The following is a 15390-nucleotide window of genomic DNA, read 5'->3' as shown; positions in this document are numbered from 1 at the left end:
TTTTTAAATAAAACAGCAAGGCGGGCTGGAATCCCGTCTTGCTGCATGGTTGGAGGATTTCACTTATTTGGCTTGACCCTTGTTTTGATTCGTTTTTTCCGATTCCCCCGTCAAAGTTTCCGTCCATTCCTCCATCATCTCGCCAACCAAATCTTCGAGCTTCTCCGTGGCTGCGGTAGGGTGCTTTGGAACGGGGATCGGATCCACACCAGAGCCTTCCCCGGGAGGCAGGGTGTTCTGCTTTTTAACCATGAGTGCCTGCTCCTTTCCAATGAAGTTTAGTGATTCTCTTTCATTTGAGGATTCGGCGTCGTCACCTTATGCGTCAGCAGTTCGGATACGGTAACGAAGCGATAACCCCGGCGTTGCAGTTCCGGCAAGATGACCTTTAGCGCTTCGATCGTCTGCGTGCTGTTGTACACGTAATCATGCATCAGGATAATATCGCCGTTGCGGGCGTTGTCCAGCACCTTGCGTACGATTCGTTGTACGCCGGGCGATGTCCAATCCTTCGTATCCTGATGCCAGGACCAGAGGATCATCTGCAGGTTGTGATGCTTGGTTAGTTCGACGATAGCATAATTATAATATCCGCCCGGAGGACGGAAGAGGACGGGTTTGCGTCCGGTGGTCTCGAGAACGGCTTCCTGGGTCATGGTCATCTCTTCCTTCAAGGCCGACAACCCCAGTCGGTGTAAGGATGGATGGTGATAGGAATGGTTGCCGATTTCATGACCGGCGGCTTGTTCCATTTTCACGATGTCGGGGAATCGCTTCACCCGGTCACCAACGACAAAGAAGGTCGCCTTCGCATGATACTTCTCCAGGAGCTCGAGGATTTTCGGTGTTTGCTGTTCATCTGGTCCGTCATCAAAGGTTAAGGCGATGTATTTTTCTTGCGTTGGCACTTCCCATACAATGTCCCCGCGTTCTTCATAATAGCTTCGTTGCTTGCCATGAACCGGGGAGGATGCCTCTGTTACAGGGGCAGAGAGAAGCGCAATGCCAAGGGCGATGGTGAGCGCTGCTCCCAGTTTGATTTTGACCATCGGTTTTACGTGCCTCCATCAACTATACTTGAGCGCTTGTCCGTCCGGGCAACTCGCAGCTTCCGGCCGGCGCTGTCCGTTTAGTTTGGCTGTCCATCGGCACTTTTATCCATGGAAGGGGAATCCTTCTCTTCATCAAAAAGATATCCGTCCTCCGCTTTATGTAACGATGGGCAATCATGATGTTGCAATGGCGGACGAGAGGACGTATGGGGACAGTAACATACTTTAACGAGAACGTGCGCCTTTGGGGCGCACGTTTTTGTTGTGGGGGCTTGTGGCGATGTTAGGAGACCAGCCGGTGGCGGCTAGGCCGTCGTTTTAGTGCTGGTCGTTGGCGCTGTTGGGTTGTTGCTTGACAGCCGTATGCAGGCATCCGTATGCCAGTAGCCGTATGCTGGTAGCTCGGTTGCGCTAACGGACACCAGCGCCGTTATTTGGGTTCGGACGCAAGCCTACCCGTTTTAACGGACCTCAGAGACCTTATTCGGGTCTGTTGAGTTGAATCGATGAGTATTTTTGCTCAATAAGGTCACTTGAGTCCGTTAGCTCGGGAAATCTCCGGGAAATGAGCAAATAAGGTCGGTACGGTCCGTTAGAGGTGGGGAGGTTGGACAATAGAGTTAGCAATCTGAACGAGTTCAGAAATACTATACAAAGGAACAAAGTCACCATCTTCCACCTTGTTCGATGCTAATGCATAGGTTAATCCATTATTTCTCCAATATAGCCCGCTTAAGTTCGGTGTGCTTTGGATCCAGGTTTGTGTGCCATCACTTAATTTTGGCCCCTTTTTACCATCCGGTTTGGACTTTACCTGCGAATTTGAAACAGCCAGTATCAGTTGCTCTCCTCGCTCTTCATTAGCAAAGGTCAATTGGATCAAGTCAAAGTTAGCCGGGACGATATCGGCAGACTGATGGGTAATCGGAAAAGGAACTTGTGGAATAGGAACCTCAAAGGGCACTTCAAGCAAGGTATCTTCAAAAGATTCGCAACACTTTGAGCCTGGGTCCCATACGGCTACACCATCTCTTATGGATAAGCCTGGTGAAGTTCCGGGAGTTTGCTTGACATCCTTAGCAATGGGGGAGATGTCGTTGTACTTTGCCCCAGTTCCGCAACCACCAGCTAGGAATAGAATAACAACAAGGATAATGACATCAATGATTTTTTTCAAAAGAATCCCTCCATCATACTCTAATAGTATACAATGCTTAAAAAAATTCCAGATTTATGGAAGAAGAGATCTATGGGGGAAGAAGGGGGAATTAAACACTCTTCAAACTTGATTCGGATCACCTAAGTACCAGAGGGCATCGTTGACTACAAAGAGAAAATAAAAAATCCCCCAAAGCCATACGCTTTAAGGGATTTTCTCAATGATCTGCAGTGGGCTCGAACCACTGACCCCCACCCTGTCAAGATGGTGCTCTCCCAGCTGAGCTAGCAGATCAAAATTATAGTGAAGACAGAAATAATCTTATCAGGCGGCGGGGTTCTTGTCAACACTTTCCTAGAGTATAAGCTGTCTGTCCCCTGTCAACAATGGAGAAGGAACGCGTGTCCGAGTGGTAAGGTACATGACGGCATAACGTTGCATTTATCCAAGACGCTCATGCGCTCATTACTTGCGATAAATGATCCAGTCATGGCACGCATACATCAGACAGAACAGCACAGTCATCACCTAAGGAAGGAAGTAGTGAACATGCATTGGAACCACCATCATCGCCATATTGGCCATAACCATACCCATTCTAACAACAACGATCAAACCCCGTCGCCGGAGAATGAGATGAAACGGCCACGATCCCTTTGGATTGCTGCAGCGGGGGCCATCCTGCTGTTGGCCTTGACCAGCGCCTGCCAGATGGCGCCAAGCGCGGAGACTTTAAGCCGGCAGGCTGGCGCTTTTCCTTGGCCGTTTGGGCCATCCGTGTCGGACGGCGTCTATTTGCCTACGATTGTAGAAGATGTGTATTCCACGGAATAAAACGCTTATTCTTCCTCGTCCCATTTGCGGGAATAGCCCTTCTTCGTCGTGTAAAACATGGAGGCAATCAGCAATACCGCGATGACGACCGCCGCGGCGATTGTTACGCCCATGACCATACCCCTAAGCCAGCTCCTTTCCATCGATGTCCATGAGACAACTATACATGAAAATGATTTTTTTGTATAATGATGCAGTTTAAATGATCCAATAGACAAGCAATCAATGGTGGGAGGGGAACGAAGTGTCGGCTGCAACAATTATTCATGTCGAGAATGAGGAGCAATTACAGAAGTGCCTGGACATCCGCAAAGAGGTGTTCGTCGAGGAACAGAAGGTCCCCGTTGAATTGGAAATTGACGAGTATGACCAGATTGGCCCGGATGTACATCATGTGCTGATCGAATTGGAAGGGGACTATGTTGCGACAGGCAGATTGATTTACTTTAAAGACAATGCCGCTAAAATGCAGCGGATCGCCGTACGTGCGCCGTATCGCTCGAAAGGCGTAGGCAAAATCCTGCTGCTCGCCTTGGAGGAACTGGCGCGGGAGCTTGGACTCACGAAGTCGGTGCTGGATGCCCAATGCCAAGCCGAAGGGTTCTATGCCAAACTTGATTATGAGACAATCTCGACCGAACCGTTTGATGACGCCGGTATTCCGCACGTCCGGATGGTTAAGTCGTTAAAATCGTAAAGGTCATAGGTTTGGAGATTTTGGGGCAAGCTAGATCTAATCTTATTGAAGAGGAGATGAGCTAGCCGATGGCCCTGAATACCAGAGAAACGTTTATTGCTGTGCGGAAGAACGGAGACGGGGATTTGGTCGCGTTCAAGACGTCCAGCGGCCGCGTGCTGGATTACCAGCAAGCCCTGCAGGAAGTGAAGGCAGGTGCGATCGCCGGCGTCAACGTGTTTAAGGGACGGGACGGAGAGATGTATATCCGCGGCGATGCTGATGGAGATCCGTCCAACAACTTGGATAATTTGCCTAGCTTCGAATAACGTTGATCCATATCTATATTAAAAAAAAGAACCTTGCAGGCCATCATGCCCGCAGGGTTCTTTTGGTTACAGCGTATAGACTTCGTGCTGACGCAGAAAGTCCATGTTTCCCGTAGCGCCTCGGAAGGACTCCATATCATCGCTGTAATGCATCAGTAGAATTTGGCTTTGGATGTCGGTTGGCAGGGACAATAGCTCCTGCAGCGTCGTATGTACTTCGCCCTTTCCGGTCAGTTGGACCTCGTGGAAGATACGACGGCACCCTCGTTCACGCACAAGCTCCGTCAAGAGCTCCGGCTCGAACGTCATATCCGCACTGTAAAAAATCTCATCATTGATATAAAGCGAATAGCTGGGTTTACCCGGGATATGCGGCGTTCGGATGAGCTCCACTTTTAACTCAGGGGCAAGCTGTGCAGGCTCGCTTTCCTTTAATAGACGCACGTCAAACACGTCGTTTAGCGAGTGGATTACACCGTCTTGGCTTAACCCGCCTTTCAGCGTATTTTCCCATAGCGGCTCCACCAAATTTTCAGCAATATACAGGATCGGTTTCCGTCCAGAACCAAATTTCCGGCGAAAAGCCAGCTCTTCCAAGCCTCCAACATGATCGCCATGGATATGGGTAATCAGCACGGCATCGATCTCCTCCACCGACTTGCCGATCGTGTGCAGCGCCAGGGGGGCGGTGATTCCGCAATCGATGAGCAGGGTGAAGTCACCGGCATAGAGGAGCGCGTTGTTATTAAAATATTTTTTGGCAAACGCTCCGCCCGTCCCCAGCATTTGTAGTCGTAAAGCCATCATGCATTCCCCCTTAGGTCAAGTATGGATCACCTCTTAACTGTACACAATTTCCAGCCGAAACAAAAGGTTAGGCTCGCTCTATAAAAAAATGCCGTCATTTCCCATCAACACCGCAACTTGACCGGAACCAGCGAGTATAACTATACATCAACAGGAATCAAATGGAGGGTCAACATTCATGAAATGGAGAAGAGTTGCATTACTGGTGGTGGCATTCTCTCTTATGGGAGGTTCCCTGCTCTTTGCCGACGCCGCGAGCACCAAGGTGAAGCTGATGCTGAACGGCCGCGAGCTGGAAGACGGCGGATATATTATAGACGGCAAAACCTATGTACCCGTACGCAATCTCGAAGGTTTAGTTGAATTTAATGACAGCACCAAAACGGTGAATTATTATAAACCCAATGTCCATATGTTTCTATTCGCGGATGACAATGTGTTTGGCGATGTGAAGAAGACGGGGAAGCTGAAGTTTAACGTGTTCTCGCAAATTGATAATTTACGCACGAATATTTCTGCAGTGCGGGTGTCCATCACGGCCCCGGACGGGACGTCCAAGGAGATCCAGACGGATGAAATCAAAGAGCAGCGCGATAACTTTTGGTTCCGGACCAAGGACTATACGTATGATTTCAAGACATCGGGCCGCTACATCGTAGGGTTCTACATGAAACCGTCTAACGGATCAGATTTCGTGCTCGTTGCGGAGAAAAGCATTAACGTTCTGAAATAACCGCACAACCGAGCACAACACGGGCATCCGCTCACGAAAATTGACCTGTCCCCACCAAAAGTGTTACGATACGGGAGGAACGAAGCGGGAGACCCTTCTTCAGTCCATTAAAACATACTTAAAGTGAGGTAATTTCATGAGCGACCACAATCACGAACACGGCGAAGCATGCGGCTGCGGCCACGATCATGACCATGATCATGAGCATGAAGAGTTTGTGTTGACGCTGACCGACGAAGAAGGGAACGACGTAGAGATGGTTCTTGTCGAGACGTTCGACGTTGGCGAGAAAGTGTACGCATTGCTGCTCGAGCGCAACAATCCGGAAGCGGACGGCATCATTCTCCGCATGGAAGAAGAGAACGAAGAAATGGTGCTTTACAATATCGAAGACGAACAGGAATGGAAACAGGTAGAAGAAGCTTACAACGAGCTTGTCGCCCAAATGGATGAAGCCTAATTTGCGGCGGATCACCTGGTATAGAAACTAAGAGCTCCCCAGAAGCGGGGGGCTTTTTGTATAGTTCTAGGTTGATGAGTTTTTACGACACCTTTGAAGCAAAAAACTACCCACTTATGCGGGAGAGAGATCTGGGGATTGTGAAAAACAAGATCATTGAGATGTTCGGGCTGCGTTCAAAACCCGAAGTATAGACGAAAAGAGATCATGATCAAGTGAAGGGAGACGATCGAAATTTTGAAGGGGTTATGAAAATCAAAGGAGTGGAGATTATATAGAGTCACTTGATGCAAGGGTAGAGTTTAGATGCAGTTTGGTAACAGAAGGTTTTACCCCAAGAGCACATACCACTTTGATCAAAAAAGAACAAAAAATTAAAATAATTATTCCAATATTTCCAAATTTAAGATATAATAAAATTACCATATATTAGGTCATCCCATTATATATGGATATAAATTAGGGAGGTATTATTATGAGGAAAAGTAGGCACGTTATTATCCCGCTTGTATTTGCTTTTTTTTCGTTTCTTCATTTTCCGGCGTTCATGCCGAATCAACAGAAGAGAAGAAACACATTACTACTGAAGCATTTGTTATTGATACCTACTCAGAGGATCCAAATGAATTTCATATTTATGAAAAGACTGGATATAAGAGGGTCGAATCCATAACAGAAATAACGAATTCAGTAAATTTTATTAGTACAAAAATTTCAGCGGTTGAAGATTATTATGATGTAAATGATAACTACCAATATAGTTTAATATTAAAACAAGAATTTTCTAATGACTATCGGACAGGGCTTGCAGAACAGAAGACAGGAGAACTGAGATTTAACAAAAATGAATTGACAACTATTTCAGTAAATCGAACTAGGGATAAATCACAGAACGGCCCCATTGAAATTAACTCAACTGAAGCTCTAGCAATAGAAAAGAATATTGAAGAAAAAAGTAAATTGTTAGTAGATGTGAAATATGAGCAAGTTCAGGGTTTTACAAGGCAACAATTTTTAGATTTGAAAATGAAAATTGATAAGTTAAAAAATGAAATGAAGATTCAAGCATTAGACAGAGCAGGCGCATATGACAATTACTACAACTACGAGTACACTAATGGTAATTTTGTAGCACAAGCTTTGTCTGCACAAAGTCAAAAGTACATTAAATATGTAGGTACGACTATAGGAGATAGCAAAAACGCCTCTGCTTTCAATACTTTTCGATCATACATTGATGATTACGAAACAAATGTAGTTGATTATATGGAATCAAATACTTTTTATGAGGTATTAGGCTGGGCCTCGGCATTATCCTCTTTCGTGTTGCTAGTAGTTGGTTGGGGAACAGGTCCGGCAGGGTGGATTACAATAGTCCTCAATTATGGTGGAGCATTATCTCTATTTGCAGGGTTAACTTCAACAGCATATGGTACTTATTCGAGATTACAGTATAGCAAAAATGCAGCAACCAGTTTAGAAAATGCTCGCAATCAAATGTACTATAACAATTGGGGAAATATCAGTATGTCAGTTGTTAATGGAGTTTAATTTTATGCAGCGACTTCTATTTTGCTTATTGGCATTTCCGATTTTACTTGCAGGTTGTTCAAATACCATCACACTAGAAACAGCTAATGATATAGCCCTCAATGAATTTCAAGAGAAATATACTGTTTTAGAAACAGAATATTTTGTAGAAACAAATGAAGTTTATACTGTTACTGAGGAAGGTAAACATATACGATGCTACAAAGTAATCTTTTTTGATCAAGCATCTGTGCCGATAGCTACTTTTTTAATATCAAAAAAGGACGGTAAAATAGTTAAACAATATAGTAGATAGTAAAAAATAATTTATTGAGAATGAGCGCTTTGTATGCTCTCTTAGGCCAGCCAGGAATCTGAAGTGCTCCCTGTCAAGTAGACAGACTAAAAAACAAAATCATCAGTATTCAATATCCCCTCGGTTATCAAGACTGAGGGGATTATTTTCTTAGTTAAGCTGCTCGTCGATATTCGTTAGGGGATAAGCCGTATAGTCGTTCGGTGCATCGAAAATTATTGTAATAATGGATATAAGTTCTTACACTACGAAGGAGACTGTTATACGTATCGTACTTTTCCAGATAAAAGCTTTCTGCTTTAAAAGTACCCCAGAATCGTTCAATGGGTTGGTTGTCCAAACATCGACTTACACGGGACATACTTGTTGTAAACTTGTATCTCTTTTGAAGTTGTTTGTATTCCAGCGAAGTATATTGAAAGCCGCGATCACTGTGCAAGAGCGGCATAGCATTCGGGTTTCTTTTAAAAGCTTTCTTTACCGTATTCATAACAAGCTTATTGTTATTGGAATGGCTGAGCACCCATGAAACAACAGAGTTGTCATATCCGTCAACAATGGCACTCAAATAGGCCTTGCGGCCATTTCCGTACATTGGGTAAGGATGGGGATAGTCCCCATCCTACTCGATTTGAATTAAAAAATCGGATCCGCTTCAACAATCACCTTAACCTTGTCGATATACCGATCCTCCGGCCCTTTTACCGGCAAGCCGACCTCGACATGATCGAGGATGTAGTCGATGTTGTCCTGGGAAATGACTTCACCCGGAAGCAAAATCGGAATCCCCGGCGGGTACACATAAATAAATTCGGCAATGATCCGGCCAGCCGATTCCCTAAACGGAATGACCTCGGTATCCGCATAGAACGCATCCCGCGGGATCAACGACAAATGCGGGATTTCCGGGACCTTGACGATCAGCTCATTTGCGTTGTTTTCCTTATAATAGGTTTTAGAAAGCTCCCGCAGCGCGGTCAGCAAAATATCGGCCGTCTCCTGTGTATCCCCTGGGGTAATCAGGCACAGGATGTTGTACATGTCGCTAAGCTCTACTTCGATGTTGTAGTGCTCGCGCAGCCAATTTTCCGTCTCATAACCGGTAATCCCCAAATGGCGAACGTGGATCGTCAGTTTGGTAGGATCATGGTCATAAGTAGCTTCCCCGCCTAAAATCTCCCGCCCGAAGCAGTACAAGCCTTCGATTTGGTTAATTTCCGACCGAACATATTCGGCTAGTTCCATCGCCCGTTCGGCCATTTCCCGTCCGTGCAGCGCCAAATTGCGGCGTGCGGTATCCAGAGAAGCCAGGAGCAGATAGGAGGTGGACGTCGTCGTTAACATACTGATGATCGTTTGCACACGCTGCGGATTGACGTATCCGTTCTTCGTGTTCAGATTCAGAATCGAGCTTTGCGTCATCGAGCCTCCCAGCTTATGCACGCTGGTTGCCGCCATATCGGCGCCTGCTTGCATTGCAGACATCGGCAGCTTCTCATGGAAATGAATATGGACCCCATGCGCTTCATCCACCAGCACGGGAACATGGTAGCTGTGGGCTAGATCCACAATTTCTTTCAGGTTGGCGCATACGCCGAAGTACGTTGGGTTAATGACCACCACCGCTTTGGCGTCGGGATGACGCTGCAGCGCGCGGCGAACCGAAGACGTTGTGATTCCGTGGTCGATGCCCAAATTCGGGTCTTGCGCCGGCGAGACAAATACCGGCTTCGCTCCGGCGAATATAATGGCCGACATTACGGATTTATGAATATTTCTCGGGACGATAATTTTATCCCCCGGAGAACAAACAGATAGAATCATGGTCATGATGGCTCCGCTGGTCCCTTGCACCGAGAAGAAGGTGTAGTCCGCGCCAAAGGCGTCGGCAGCCAGCTTCTGCGCCTCTTGAATGACGCCGGTTGGCTGGTGCAAGTCATCTAACGGGGCGATGTTGATCAAGTCGATAGACAAGGCGTTATCGCCGATGAACTCTCGGAATTCTTTATCGGTGCCGAGCCCTTTCTTGTGCCCAGGAATGTGAAACTGAACGGGATTGCCGGCCGCATGCTTTTTGAGAGCAGTGAAGAGCGGCGTGCTTTGATGATCCATACGGGCCATCCCTGCCTTTCGTCTACATAATTTTCAAACAAGCTAGAGTATAGCAAAATGCGCCCGGAATGCAAGCAAAAACCGCTGCTTTTTACATAAAATTGACGGAATATGGGTTAAATTGCCGACAAAAAAGGACAAAATGAAAGAGTATCGGTGATCGGAAACCAGGAGAGGGGGCTTTTTCGTGGAACTGACAAGCAGCATGGCAAGGAAAAAACTGCTGAATCCCACGTTCGCCAGCCTGTGGCTGATTATGTTTTTGGTGGAGTTCGTGAAGGGGGCGCTGATCGTATCCATCCTGCCGGTTTACATGGGGGATGTGCTGAAGCTGAGTGCGTTTGCGATCGGGTTGTCGTTTTCGATGCAGTATATCGGGGATAATTTGTTCCGCAGCCCGGCGGGCTGGTTGATTGAACGGATTGGTTTTCGCCGGACGATGAGCCTGGGGCTGACCATCACCCTAGGTGCCGTTGCGATGATCGCGTTCCTTCCCTCTATGGGGTTTCTCGTGCTGGGCTGTGCGCTCCTTGGTATCGGGACAGCACCGCTCTGGCCCTGTGTTTTAATGGGCATCACTGCGGTAACGGAAGAGAATAACAACTTCGCGACAGCGATGGGGGTCATCCAAATTTCCAGCCTTGGCGGAACCGGGTTGGGGCCGGTTCTGATTAACTTTTTCCTAAATGATTCGTATCAGCCGATTTTTTGGTTTTTGCTCGGATGTCTTATGCTGGTCTTGCTGGTATCGTTGATGTTGCCAGGCAAAAAAGGCGGCTCCACCGCCGCGGGCTCGTCCAAAGCCGCCGTTCCCGCACATTCGCCCTCCGCCAAGATCGGAGGGATGTGGCGTCAACTGCGTGCTTCAATTCACCATATCCGCACGCAGTTGGACGTCAGCCCGTTGTTATATCCGGCGCTGTTCCTGCAATCCTTCGCCGTCGGGCTGCTGACACCGGTCATCACGCTGTATGTCCGGACGGAGCTGGGCCTGTCGCCGGAGACGTTCAGCGCCATGCTCGTGATCGGCGGCGGGATCACCGTCTTGGGGCTAATTCCCGTCGGCAAGCTGGTCGATCGGCTGGGGACGCGCTGGTTCCTGCATATCGGCTTCGCTCTGGCGGCGCTCTCGATCGGCCTGTTTGCGATGACGCGGGAGGTCGCCCTGGTCTGGTCGTTTGTGATCCTGATCGGATGCAGCTATGCGTTAATTCTCCCGACCTGGAATACGATGATCGCGCAAATGATTCCAAGCGGGGAGAAGGGAACGATTTGGGGCTTGTTTCTCACGATCCAAGGCTCCGGCATGGTTGTAGGACCGATCATCTCCGGCAAAATGTGGGACCTGCTTGGCCCAGCCGCACCGTTTCTGACCAGCGCAGTTACGATGGCGTTGCTTTTCTTCCTGCACCTTGGCCTTGTCCGTACACAAAAAGCCTCCCCCAACCCATAAGGTCAGGGAGGCTTGAAGTGCAGGCCAGAAGGCAGGCCATCCATGGGTATAACGGACCGTAGTGACCTTATTGGTCGATTTCCCAGTCATTTCCCGCTGTAACGGACATCAGGGGCTTTATTTACCAATAGGGGCAACGGGCTCGCCGCTTATTCCATAAGTAAGGTCTTCTCAGTCCGTTAGCCAACAGGAGGTCGCTTAGGAAAGTCCGTAGCGTCTCTGGTGTCCGTTAGACCGCTTCTGCGTCATGCTTAAAACGCGCCTTTATACAATGGCAACAGCGTTTGGAACATCTCTTCCACTGTGCGGATCAGCTTGGTTCCGTCGGATACGATCGGGTCGTTCCGCTCCAGCCGCAGTCCGCACAGGGCTTCGGACTTCTTGATCGTCTTCAGCTTCTCGGCCCAGGCCTTCAGCTGCTTGGCATCCGCTTCCCGGTGCGGTGTGCCGTCCGGGCTCATATGATCCAGGGACCAGTAGAACCCGTCTGGGATCGTCTTCTTGATTTGCGCCGCATGCTTGTCCAAATAATTGGCAAACACGGCCTTATTGGGGCTCTCGTAAATGACGGCGAAGATGATAAACAGGTGCGTGGAGAACATCCCGACCTGAAAATGCGGCAACGCCTTATACCCGCGCTTGCTGGCCGCCCAAGCGACCCATGTGTCATTCGGCGGGTTCACCGTCCGGCGCGCATGCTTGGCCACATGCGGGAACATCTCTTCTCCGCATAAAGCGGACAGGTACGGGGCCATCTCCGCACCCAGCGTCTCCAATTTAGGTCTAATGTGACTAATTATCGCTTCCATTCGGGACTCCAGCCCCGGAACGGTAAGCGCGTCGAAATCTTGTGTCGTAAAACCTTCAAAGGCCATCGTGTAGTACCTCCAACTTTCGGCATGGATCTCATTTCGTTCGATGTGCAACGGTACTAGTATAACATATTTTCCGCGGCAACTCCGGCCGGAACGGGCCAAAAATAATCAATAAACCAAGTTCCATTACATAAGATGGAGTATAAGATATGGTAAACCGTTAGGAGGGAGTGCCGTGAACAAAAGTTACGAAGTGGAATACTGCAACCTGGAACTCCGATTCGACCGCCGGCACATACAGCAATTGATTCGCGACTTGATCCAAGACGGGTATTCTTTATATTGGAGCGAAAACGAATCGCTCTTCATCATCTCCGTTCGCACTGGACGCAAGCTGACTAAGCTGCGGTTTCAGCGTCTCGCCAAAGGATACAAGCTGGTAGGCGACTACGTCATCCGCGATGCCAAGCTGGCGGAATGGCTGGAGAAGCTGATCGGCGATCTGCGCGGTCATGCGGTGGTCAAACGGATAAGGGATCGTCAGATCCTGGTCGAGAACATTTTATTCGGAGAAGTGATCCGCCTGGTGGAAATCTCGGGGATGGAGCATCGGGTTATTTTTCAAAAAGGACCCATTGTCGACATGGCGCAAATGGCTGAGATGTTCGCATCCGAAGCGGCAGAGGAACGGTTGGCACAACTGCAGAAGGAGCTGGATGCCGAGCTTGAGCGGTTGTTCGAGGCCATCCAACAGGGGGATGCCGAAGCCTCGGAAGCCTGCAAAGAGCGGCTGCGCAAGCTGAGAATGGAACTCATGCAGCTTGAATGGTAATGATGGATATGGCTCATCCTAAAGGAGTGAGTACCCGCCTCCTGCCGAACTACACACAACTTGAAATCGAAAGGCAAGCCCTTGGCTCCCACGGCGTTGGGGGTTGTTTTTTGGGCTTACGGCCAGGGTTCACTTCTGTACACAAAAGAGTTAAAATGATAATATTGATAAAAATAGTGTGCAAAGGATGGAGACCATGTCAAAACAACAAATCGGCGTCATCGGCTTGGCCGTCATGGGCAAGAATTTGGCCCTGAATATTGAAAGCCGGGGCTTTACTGTGTCCGTATATAATCGTTCCCCTGAGAAAACGCATGATCTGCTGAACAACGAAGGCAAGGGGAAAAACCTCGTCGGCACGTTTTCCGTTGAAGAGTTCGTGAACTCGCTGGAATCGCCGCGTAAAATTTTAATTATGGTACAAGCTGGTCCGGCGACTGATGCTACGATTGAACAGTTGCTGCCTTACCTGGATCAAGGTGACATCATCATCGACGGAGGCAATGCGCACTTCCCTGATACGCAACGCCGCAGCAAAGAGCTGGAAGCCAAAGGATTCCGCTTTATTGGCACCGGGGTATCCGGCGGTGAAGAGGGCGCTTTGAAAGGGCCTGCGATCATGCCAGGTGGACAAGAATCCGCTTATAAGCTGGTTGAACCGATTTTGACGGCGATTTCTGCCAAAGTAAACGGTGATCCTTGCTGTACATATATTGGTCCGGACGGAGCCGGCCATTACGTAAAAATGGTGCATAACGGCATTGAATATGGCGATATGCAGCTGATCTGCGAAGCTTATCATCTGCTGAAAGACGTGCTGGGCGTGGATGCCAAGGAACTGCACGAGATTTTCAGCGAATGGAACAAAGGCGAGCTGGACAGCTATCTGATCGAAATTACTGCCGATATCTTCTCTCAATACGATGAAGAAACCGGCAAACCGATGGTTGACGTCATTCTGGACGCTGCCGGCCAAAAAGGGACGGGGAAATGGACAAGCCAAAGCGCTCTCGACCTTGGCGTGCCGCTGTCTATGATCACGGAATCGGTATTCTCCCGTTTCCTCTCGGCGATGAAAGAAGAGCGCGTAGCCGCCAGCAAAATCCTGAGCGGACCAGCAAAACAACCGTTCAGCGGCGACAAGAAGGAATTTATCGAGAACGTGCGTAAAGCGCTGTTCGCGTCGAAGATCGTTTCGTATGCTCAAGGGTTTGCCCAAATGCGTGCGGCTTCCGAAGAGTACGGCTGGGATTTGAAATACGGCAACATCGCCATGATCTTCCGCGGCGGCTGCATCATTCGCTCCCAGTTCCTGCATAACATCAAGGAAGCGTATGATCGTGACCCTGCGCTGAAAAACCTGCTGCTCGACCCTTACTTCAAAAATATCGTGGAAAGCTATCAAGACGCATGGCGTAACGTGGTTTCCACAGCTGTGGCGTACGGAATTCCGGTGCCTGGCTTTGCCAGCGCGCTGTCCTACTATGACAGCTACCGTACGGAACGTCTGCCAGCAAACCTGCTGCAAGCGCAACGCGATTACTTCGGTGCGCATACGTTCAAACGCGTGGACAAGGAAGGCGTCTTCCACCATCAATGGTTCTAAACAACAGGTTAGGCTAAACGCGAAGCCGGAGGGACGAATGCGTCTCTTCCGGCTTCTTTTTTCATGGTGAAAACAGGACAGCCTGTGTTATGATATGAAAAAGTTTACTCTGAACGAGTGCCTTTAGGTTCGATGCAGAGCAAGTAGGTGATAACATGTTGCATCATAACATCGTGCTCATCGGCATGATGGGGACGGGAAAGTCCACCGTCGGCTCCCTGCTGGCAGCCGCAACCGGCAAAACGTTCGTTGATCTCGATCAACGGATCGTCAGGGAGGCGGGGCGGTCGATTCCGGATATTTTTGCGGCTGAAGGAGAAGCTTATTTCCGTGACCTGGAGTCCGCGGCGCTGCGGAACACGCTGCAAGAGCAAGGGATTGTGCTGGCGACCGGCGGCGGTGCGGTGCTTCGTGAGGCGAATCGTCTGGCGATGCGAGGCGGCGGCCTGGTGGTGGCGCTCCAAGCGACGGCGGACGAGATTCTCGCGCGGGTCGGGGAGGACCCGAACCGACCGCTCTTGACCGGGGGGGCGAAGGAGCGGATCACCGCGCTGCTGGAGGAACGGAAGGAACTTTACGCTTTTGCTCATCTGACCGTGGATACTTCGGGGAAAAGCGCGGAACAAGTGGCGGCTGAGATTTTAACGCATTACCGCGGTTCTTGATTAATCACAAC

Annotated in this window: 18 protein-coding genes and 1 tRNA gene; 11 read left to right on the top strand and 8 right to left on the bottom strand. The window is 49.0% G+C overall.

Annotation, left to right across the window (positions count from 1 at the left end; all coding sequences use genetic code 11):
- Positions 1 to 63: 63 nt before the first annotated feature.
- From PBA01S_RS16410 to PBA01S_RS16395, 4 genes are all read right to left on the bottom strand, one after another.
- Positions 64 to 252: a hypothetical protein gene (locus PBA01S_RS16410; RefSeq protein WP_085171000.1), complete on the bottom strand. Its 189-nt coding sequence runs from the start codon at positions 250 to 252 to the stop codon at positions 64 to 66.
- Positions 253 to 278: 26 nt separating this feature from the next.
- Positions 279 to 1049, bottom strand: coding sequence for a polysaccharide deacetylase family protein (locus PBA01S_RS16405; protein ID WP_085171001.1), 771 nt, complete (start codon positions 1047 to 1049; stop codon positions 279 to 281).
- A 595-nt stretch (positions 1050 to 1644) separates the two neighbouring features.
- The gene (locus PBA01S_RS16400; protein ID WP_028539947.1) at positions 1645 to 2229 is read right to left on the bottom strand and encodes a hypothetical protein; all 585 of its coding nucleotides are present in this window, start codon (positions 2227 to 2229) and stop codon (positions 1645 to 1647) included.
- A gap of 203 nt (positions 2230 to 2432) precedes the next feature.
- A tRNA-Val gene (locus PBA01S_RS16395) sits at positions 2433 to 2505 on the bottom strand.
- A gap of 255 nt (positions 2506 to 2760) precedes the next feature.
- Between PBA01S_RS16395 and PBA01S_RS16390 the strand changes: the two genes are divergently transcribed.
- From PBA01S_RS16390 to PBA01S_RS16380, 3 genes are all read left to right on the top strand, one after another.
- A complete protein-coding gene (locus tag PBA01S_RS16390; RefSeq protein ID WP_028539946.1) occupies positions 2761 to 3045 on the top strand; it encodes a hypothetical protein in 285 nt (94 codons plus the stop codon).
- A gap of 244 nt (positions 3046 to 3289) precedes the next feature.
- Positions 3290 to 3742 carry a GNAT family N-acetyltransferase gene (locus tag PBA01S_RS16385; RefSeq protein ID WP_028539945.1) on the top strand — a complete coding sequence of 151 codons (453 nt, stop codon included), beginning with the start codon at positions 3290 to 3292 and terminating at the stop codon, positions 3740 to 3742.
- Positions 3743 to 3810: 68 nt separating this feature from the next.
- The gene (locus PBA01S_RS16380) at positions 3811 to 4050 is read left to right on the top strand and encodes a DUF3892 domain-containing protein (protein ID WP_009227124.1); all 240 of its coding nucleotides are present in this window, start codon (positions 3811 to 3813) and stop codon (positions 4048 to 4050) included.
- A 66-nt stretch (positions 4051 to 4116) separates the two neighbouring features.
- Here the strand turns inward: PBA01S_RS16380 and PBA01S_RS16375 are convergent, their stop codons facing one another.
- A complete protein-coding gene (locus PBA01S_RS16375; RefSeq protein ID WP_085170783.1) occupies positions 4117 to 4854 on the bottom strand; it encodes an MBL fold metallo-hydrolase in 738 nt (245 codons plus the stop codon).
- 181 nt (positions 4855 to 5035) lie between these two features.
- Here PBA01S_RS16375 and PBA01S_RS16370 point away from each other — a divergent pair, with 181 nt between their 5' ends.
- The 4 genes from PBA01S_RS16370 (at position 5036) to PBA01S_RS16355 (ending at position 7896) form a co-directional block, all read left to right on the top strand.
- Positions 5036 to 5590 carry a stalk domain-containing protein gene (locus PBA01S_RS16370; RefSeq protein WP_009227122.1) on the top strand — a complete coding sequence of 185 codons (555 nt, stop codon included), beginning with the start codon at positions 5036 to 5038 and terminating at the stop codon, positions 5588 to 5590.
- Between the two features lie 136 nt (positions 5591 to 5726).
- On the top strand, positions 5727 to 6050 hold the full coding sequence (locus tag PBA01S_RS16365; protein WP_009227121.1) for a DUF1292 domain-containing protein: 324 nt from the start codon (positions 5727 to 5729) through the stop codon (positions 6048 to 6050).
- 849 nt (positions 6051 to 6899) lie between these two features.
- The gene (locus tag PBA01S_RS16360; RefSeq protein ID WP_127576357.1) at positions 6900 to 7601 is read left to right on the top strand and encodes a hypothetical protein; all 702 of its coding nucleotides are present in this window, start codon (positions 6900 to 6902) and stop codon (positions 7599 to 7601) included.
- Between the two features lie 4 nt (positions 7602 to 7605).
- Entirely contained in the window at positions 7606 to 7896 is a 291-nt protein-coding gene (locus tag PBA01S_RS16355; RefSeq protein ID WP_036645237.1) for a hypothetical protein, read from the top strand.
- 154 nt (positions 7897 to 8050) lie between these two features.
- Here PBA01S_RS16355 and PBA01S_RS23360 read toward each other — a convergent pair whose 3' ends face one another.
- A complete protein-coding gene (locus tag PBA01S_RS23360; protein WP_127576356.1) occupies positions 8051 to 8491 on the bottom strand; it encodes a DDE-type integrase/transposase/recombinase in 441 nt (146 codons plus the stop codon).
- Between the two features lie 41 nt (positions 8492 to 8532).
- Positions 8533 to 10008 (bottom strand): aminotransferase class I/II-fold pyridoxal phosphate-dependent enzyme, encoded by a 1476-nt coding sequence (locus PBA01S_RS16345; RefSeq protein WP_127576355.1) that lies wholly within the window; start codon positions 10006 to 10008, stop codon positions 8533 to 8535.
- A 187-nt stretch (positions 10009 to 10195) separates the two neighbouring features.
- Between PBA01S_RS16345 and PBA01S_RS16340 the strand changes: the two genes are divergently transcribed.
- A complete protein-coding gene (locus tag PBA01S_RS16340; RefSeq protein WP_127576354.1) occupies positions 10196 to 11461 on the top strand; it encodes an MFS transporter in 1266 nt (421 codons plus the stop codon).
- 251 nt (positions 11462 to 11712) lie between these two features.
- On the opposite strand, the gene PBA01S_RS16335 is transcribed toward PBA01S_RS16340, so the two are convergent.
- Positions 11713 to 12336, bottom strand: coding sequence for a YktB family protein (locus tag PBA01S_RS16335; protein WP_127576353.1), 624 nt, complete (start codon positions 12334 to 12336; stop codon positions 11713 to 11715).
- A gap of 175 nt (positions 12337 to 12511) precedes the next feature.
- Between PBA01S_RS16335 and PBA01S_RS16330 the strand changes: the two genes are divergently transcribed.
- The 3 genes from PBA01S_RS16330 (at position 12512) to PBA01S_RS16320 (ending at position 15379) form a co-directional block, all read left to right on the top strand.
- On the top strand, positions 12512 to 13108 hold the full coding sequence (locus PBA01S_RS16330; protein WP_028539941.1) for a YkzI domain-containing protein: 597 nt from the start codon (positions 12512 to 12514) through the stop codon (positions 13106 to 13108).
- A 196-nt stretch (positions 13109 to 13304) separates the two neighbouring features.
- Complete coding sequence (gene gnd / locus PBA01S_RS16325) at positions 13305 to 14714, top strand: NADP-dependent phosphogluconate dehydrogenase (RefSeq protein WP_127576352.1); 1410 nt, start codon at positions 13305 to 13307, stop codon at positions 14712 to 14714.
- Between the two features lie 155 nt (positions 14715 to 14869).
- Positions 14870 to 15379, top strand: a complete 510-nt coding sequence (locus PBA01S_RS16320; protein ID WP_127576351.1) for a shikimate kinase — start codon at positions 14870 to 14872, stop codon at positions 15377 to 15379.
- Positions 15380 to 15390 lie beyond the last annotated feature (11 nt).

This window comes from Paenibacillus barengoltzii NBRC 101215 (genome assembly GCF_004000745.1).
GTDB lineage: Bacteria > Bacillota > Bacilli > Paenibacillales > Paenibacillaceae > Fontibacillus > Fontibacillus barengoltzii.
The sequence above is the reverse complement of the archived record's forward strand: the minus strand, read 5'-3'. Positions and strand labels throughout refer to the sequence as shown.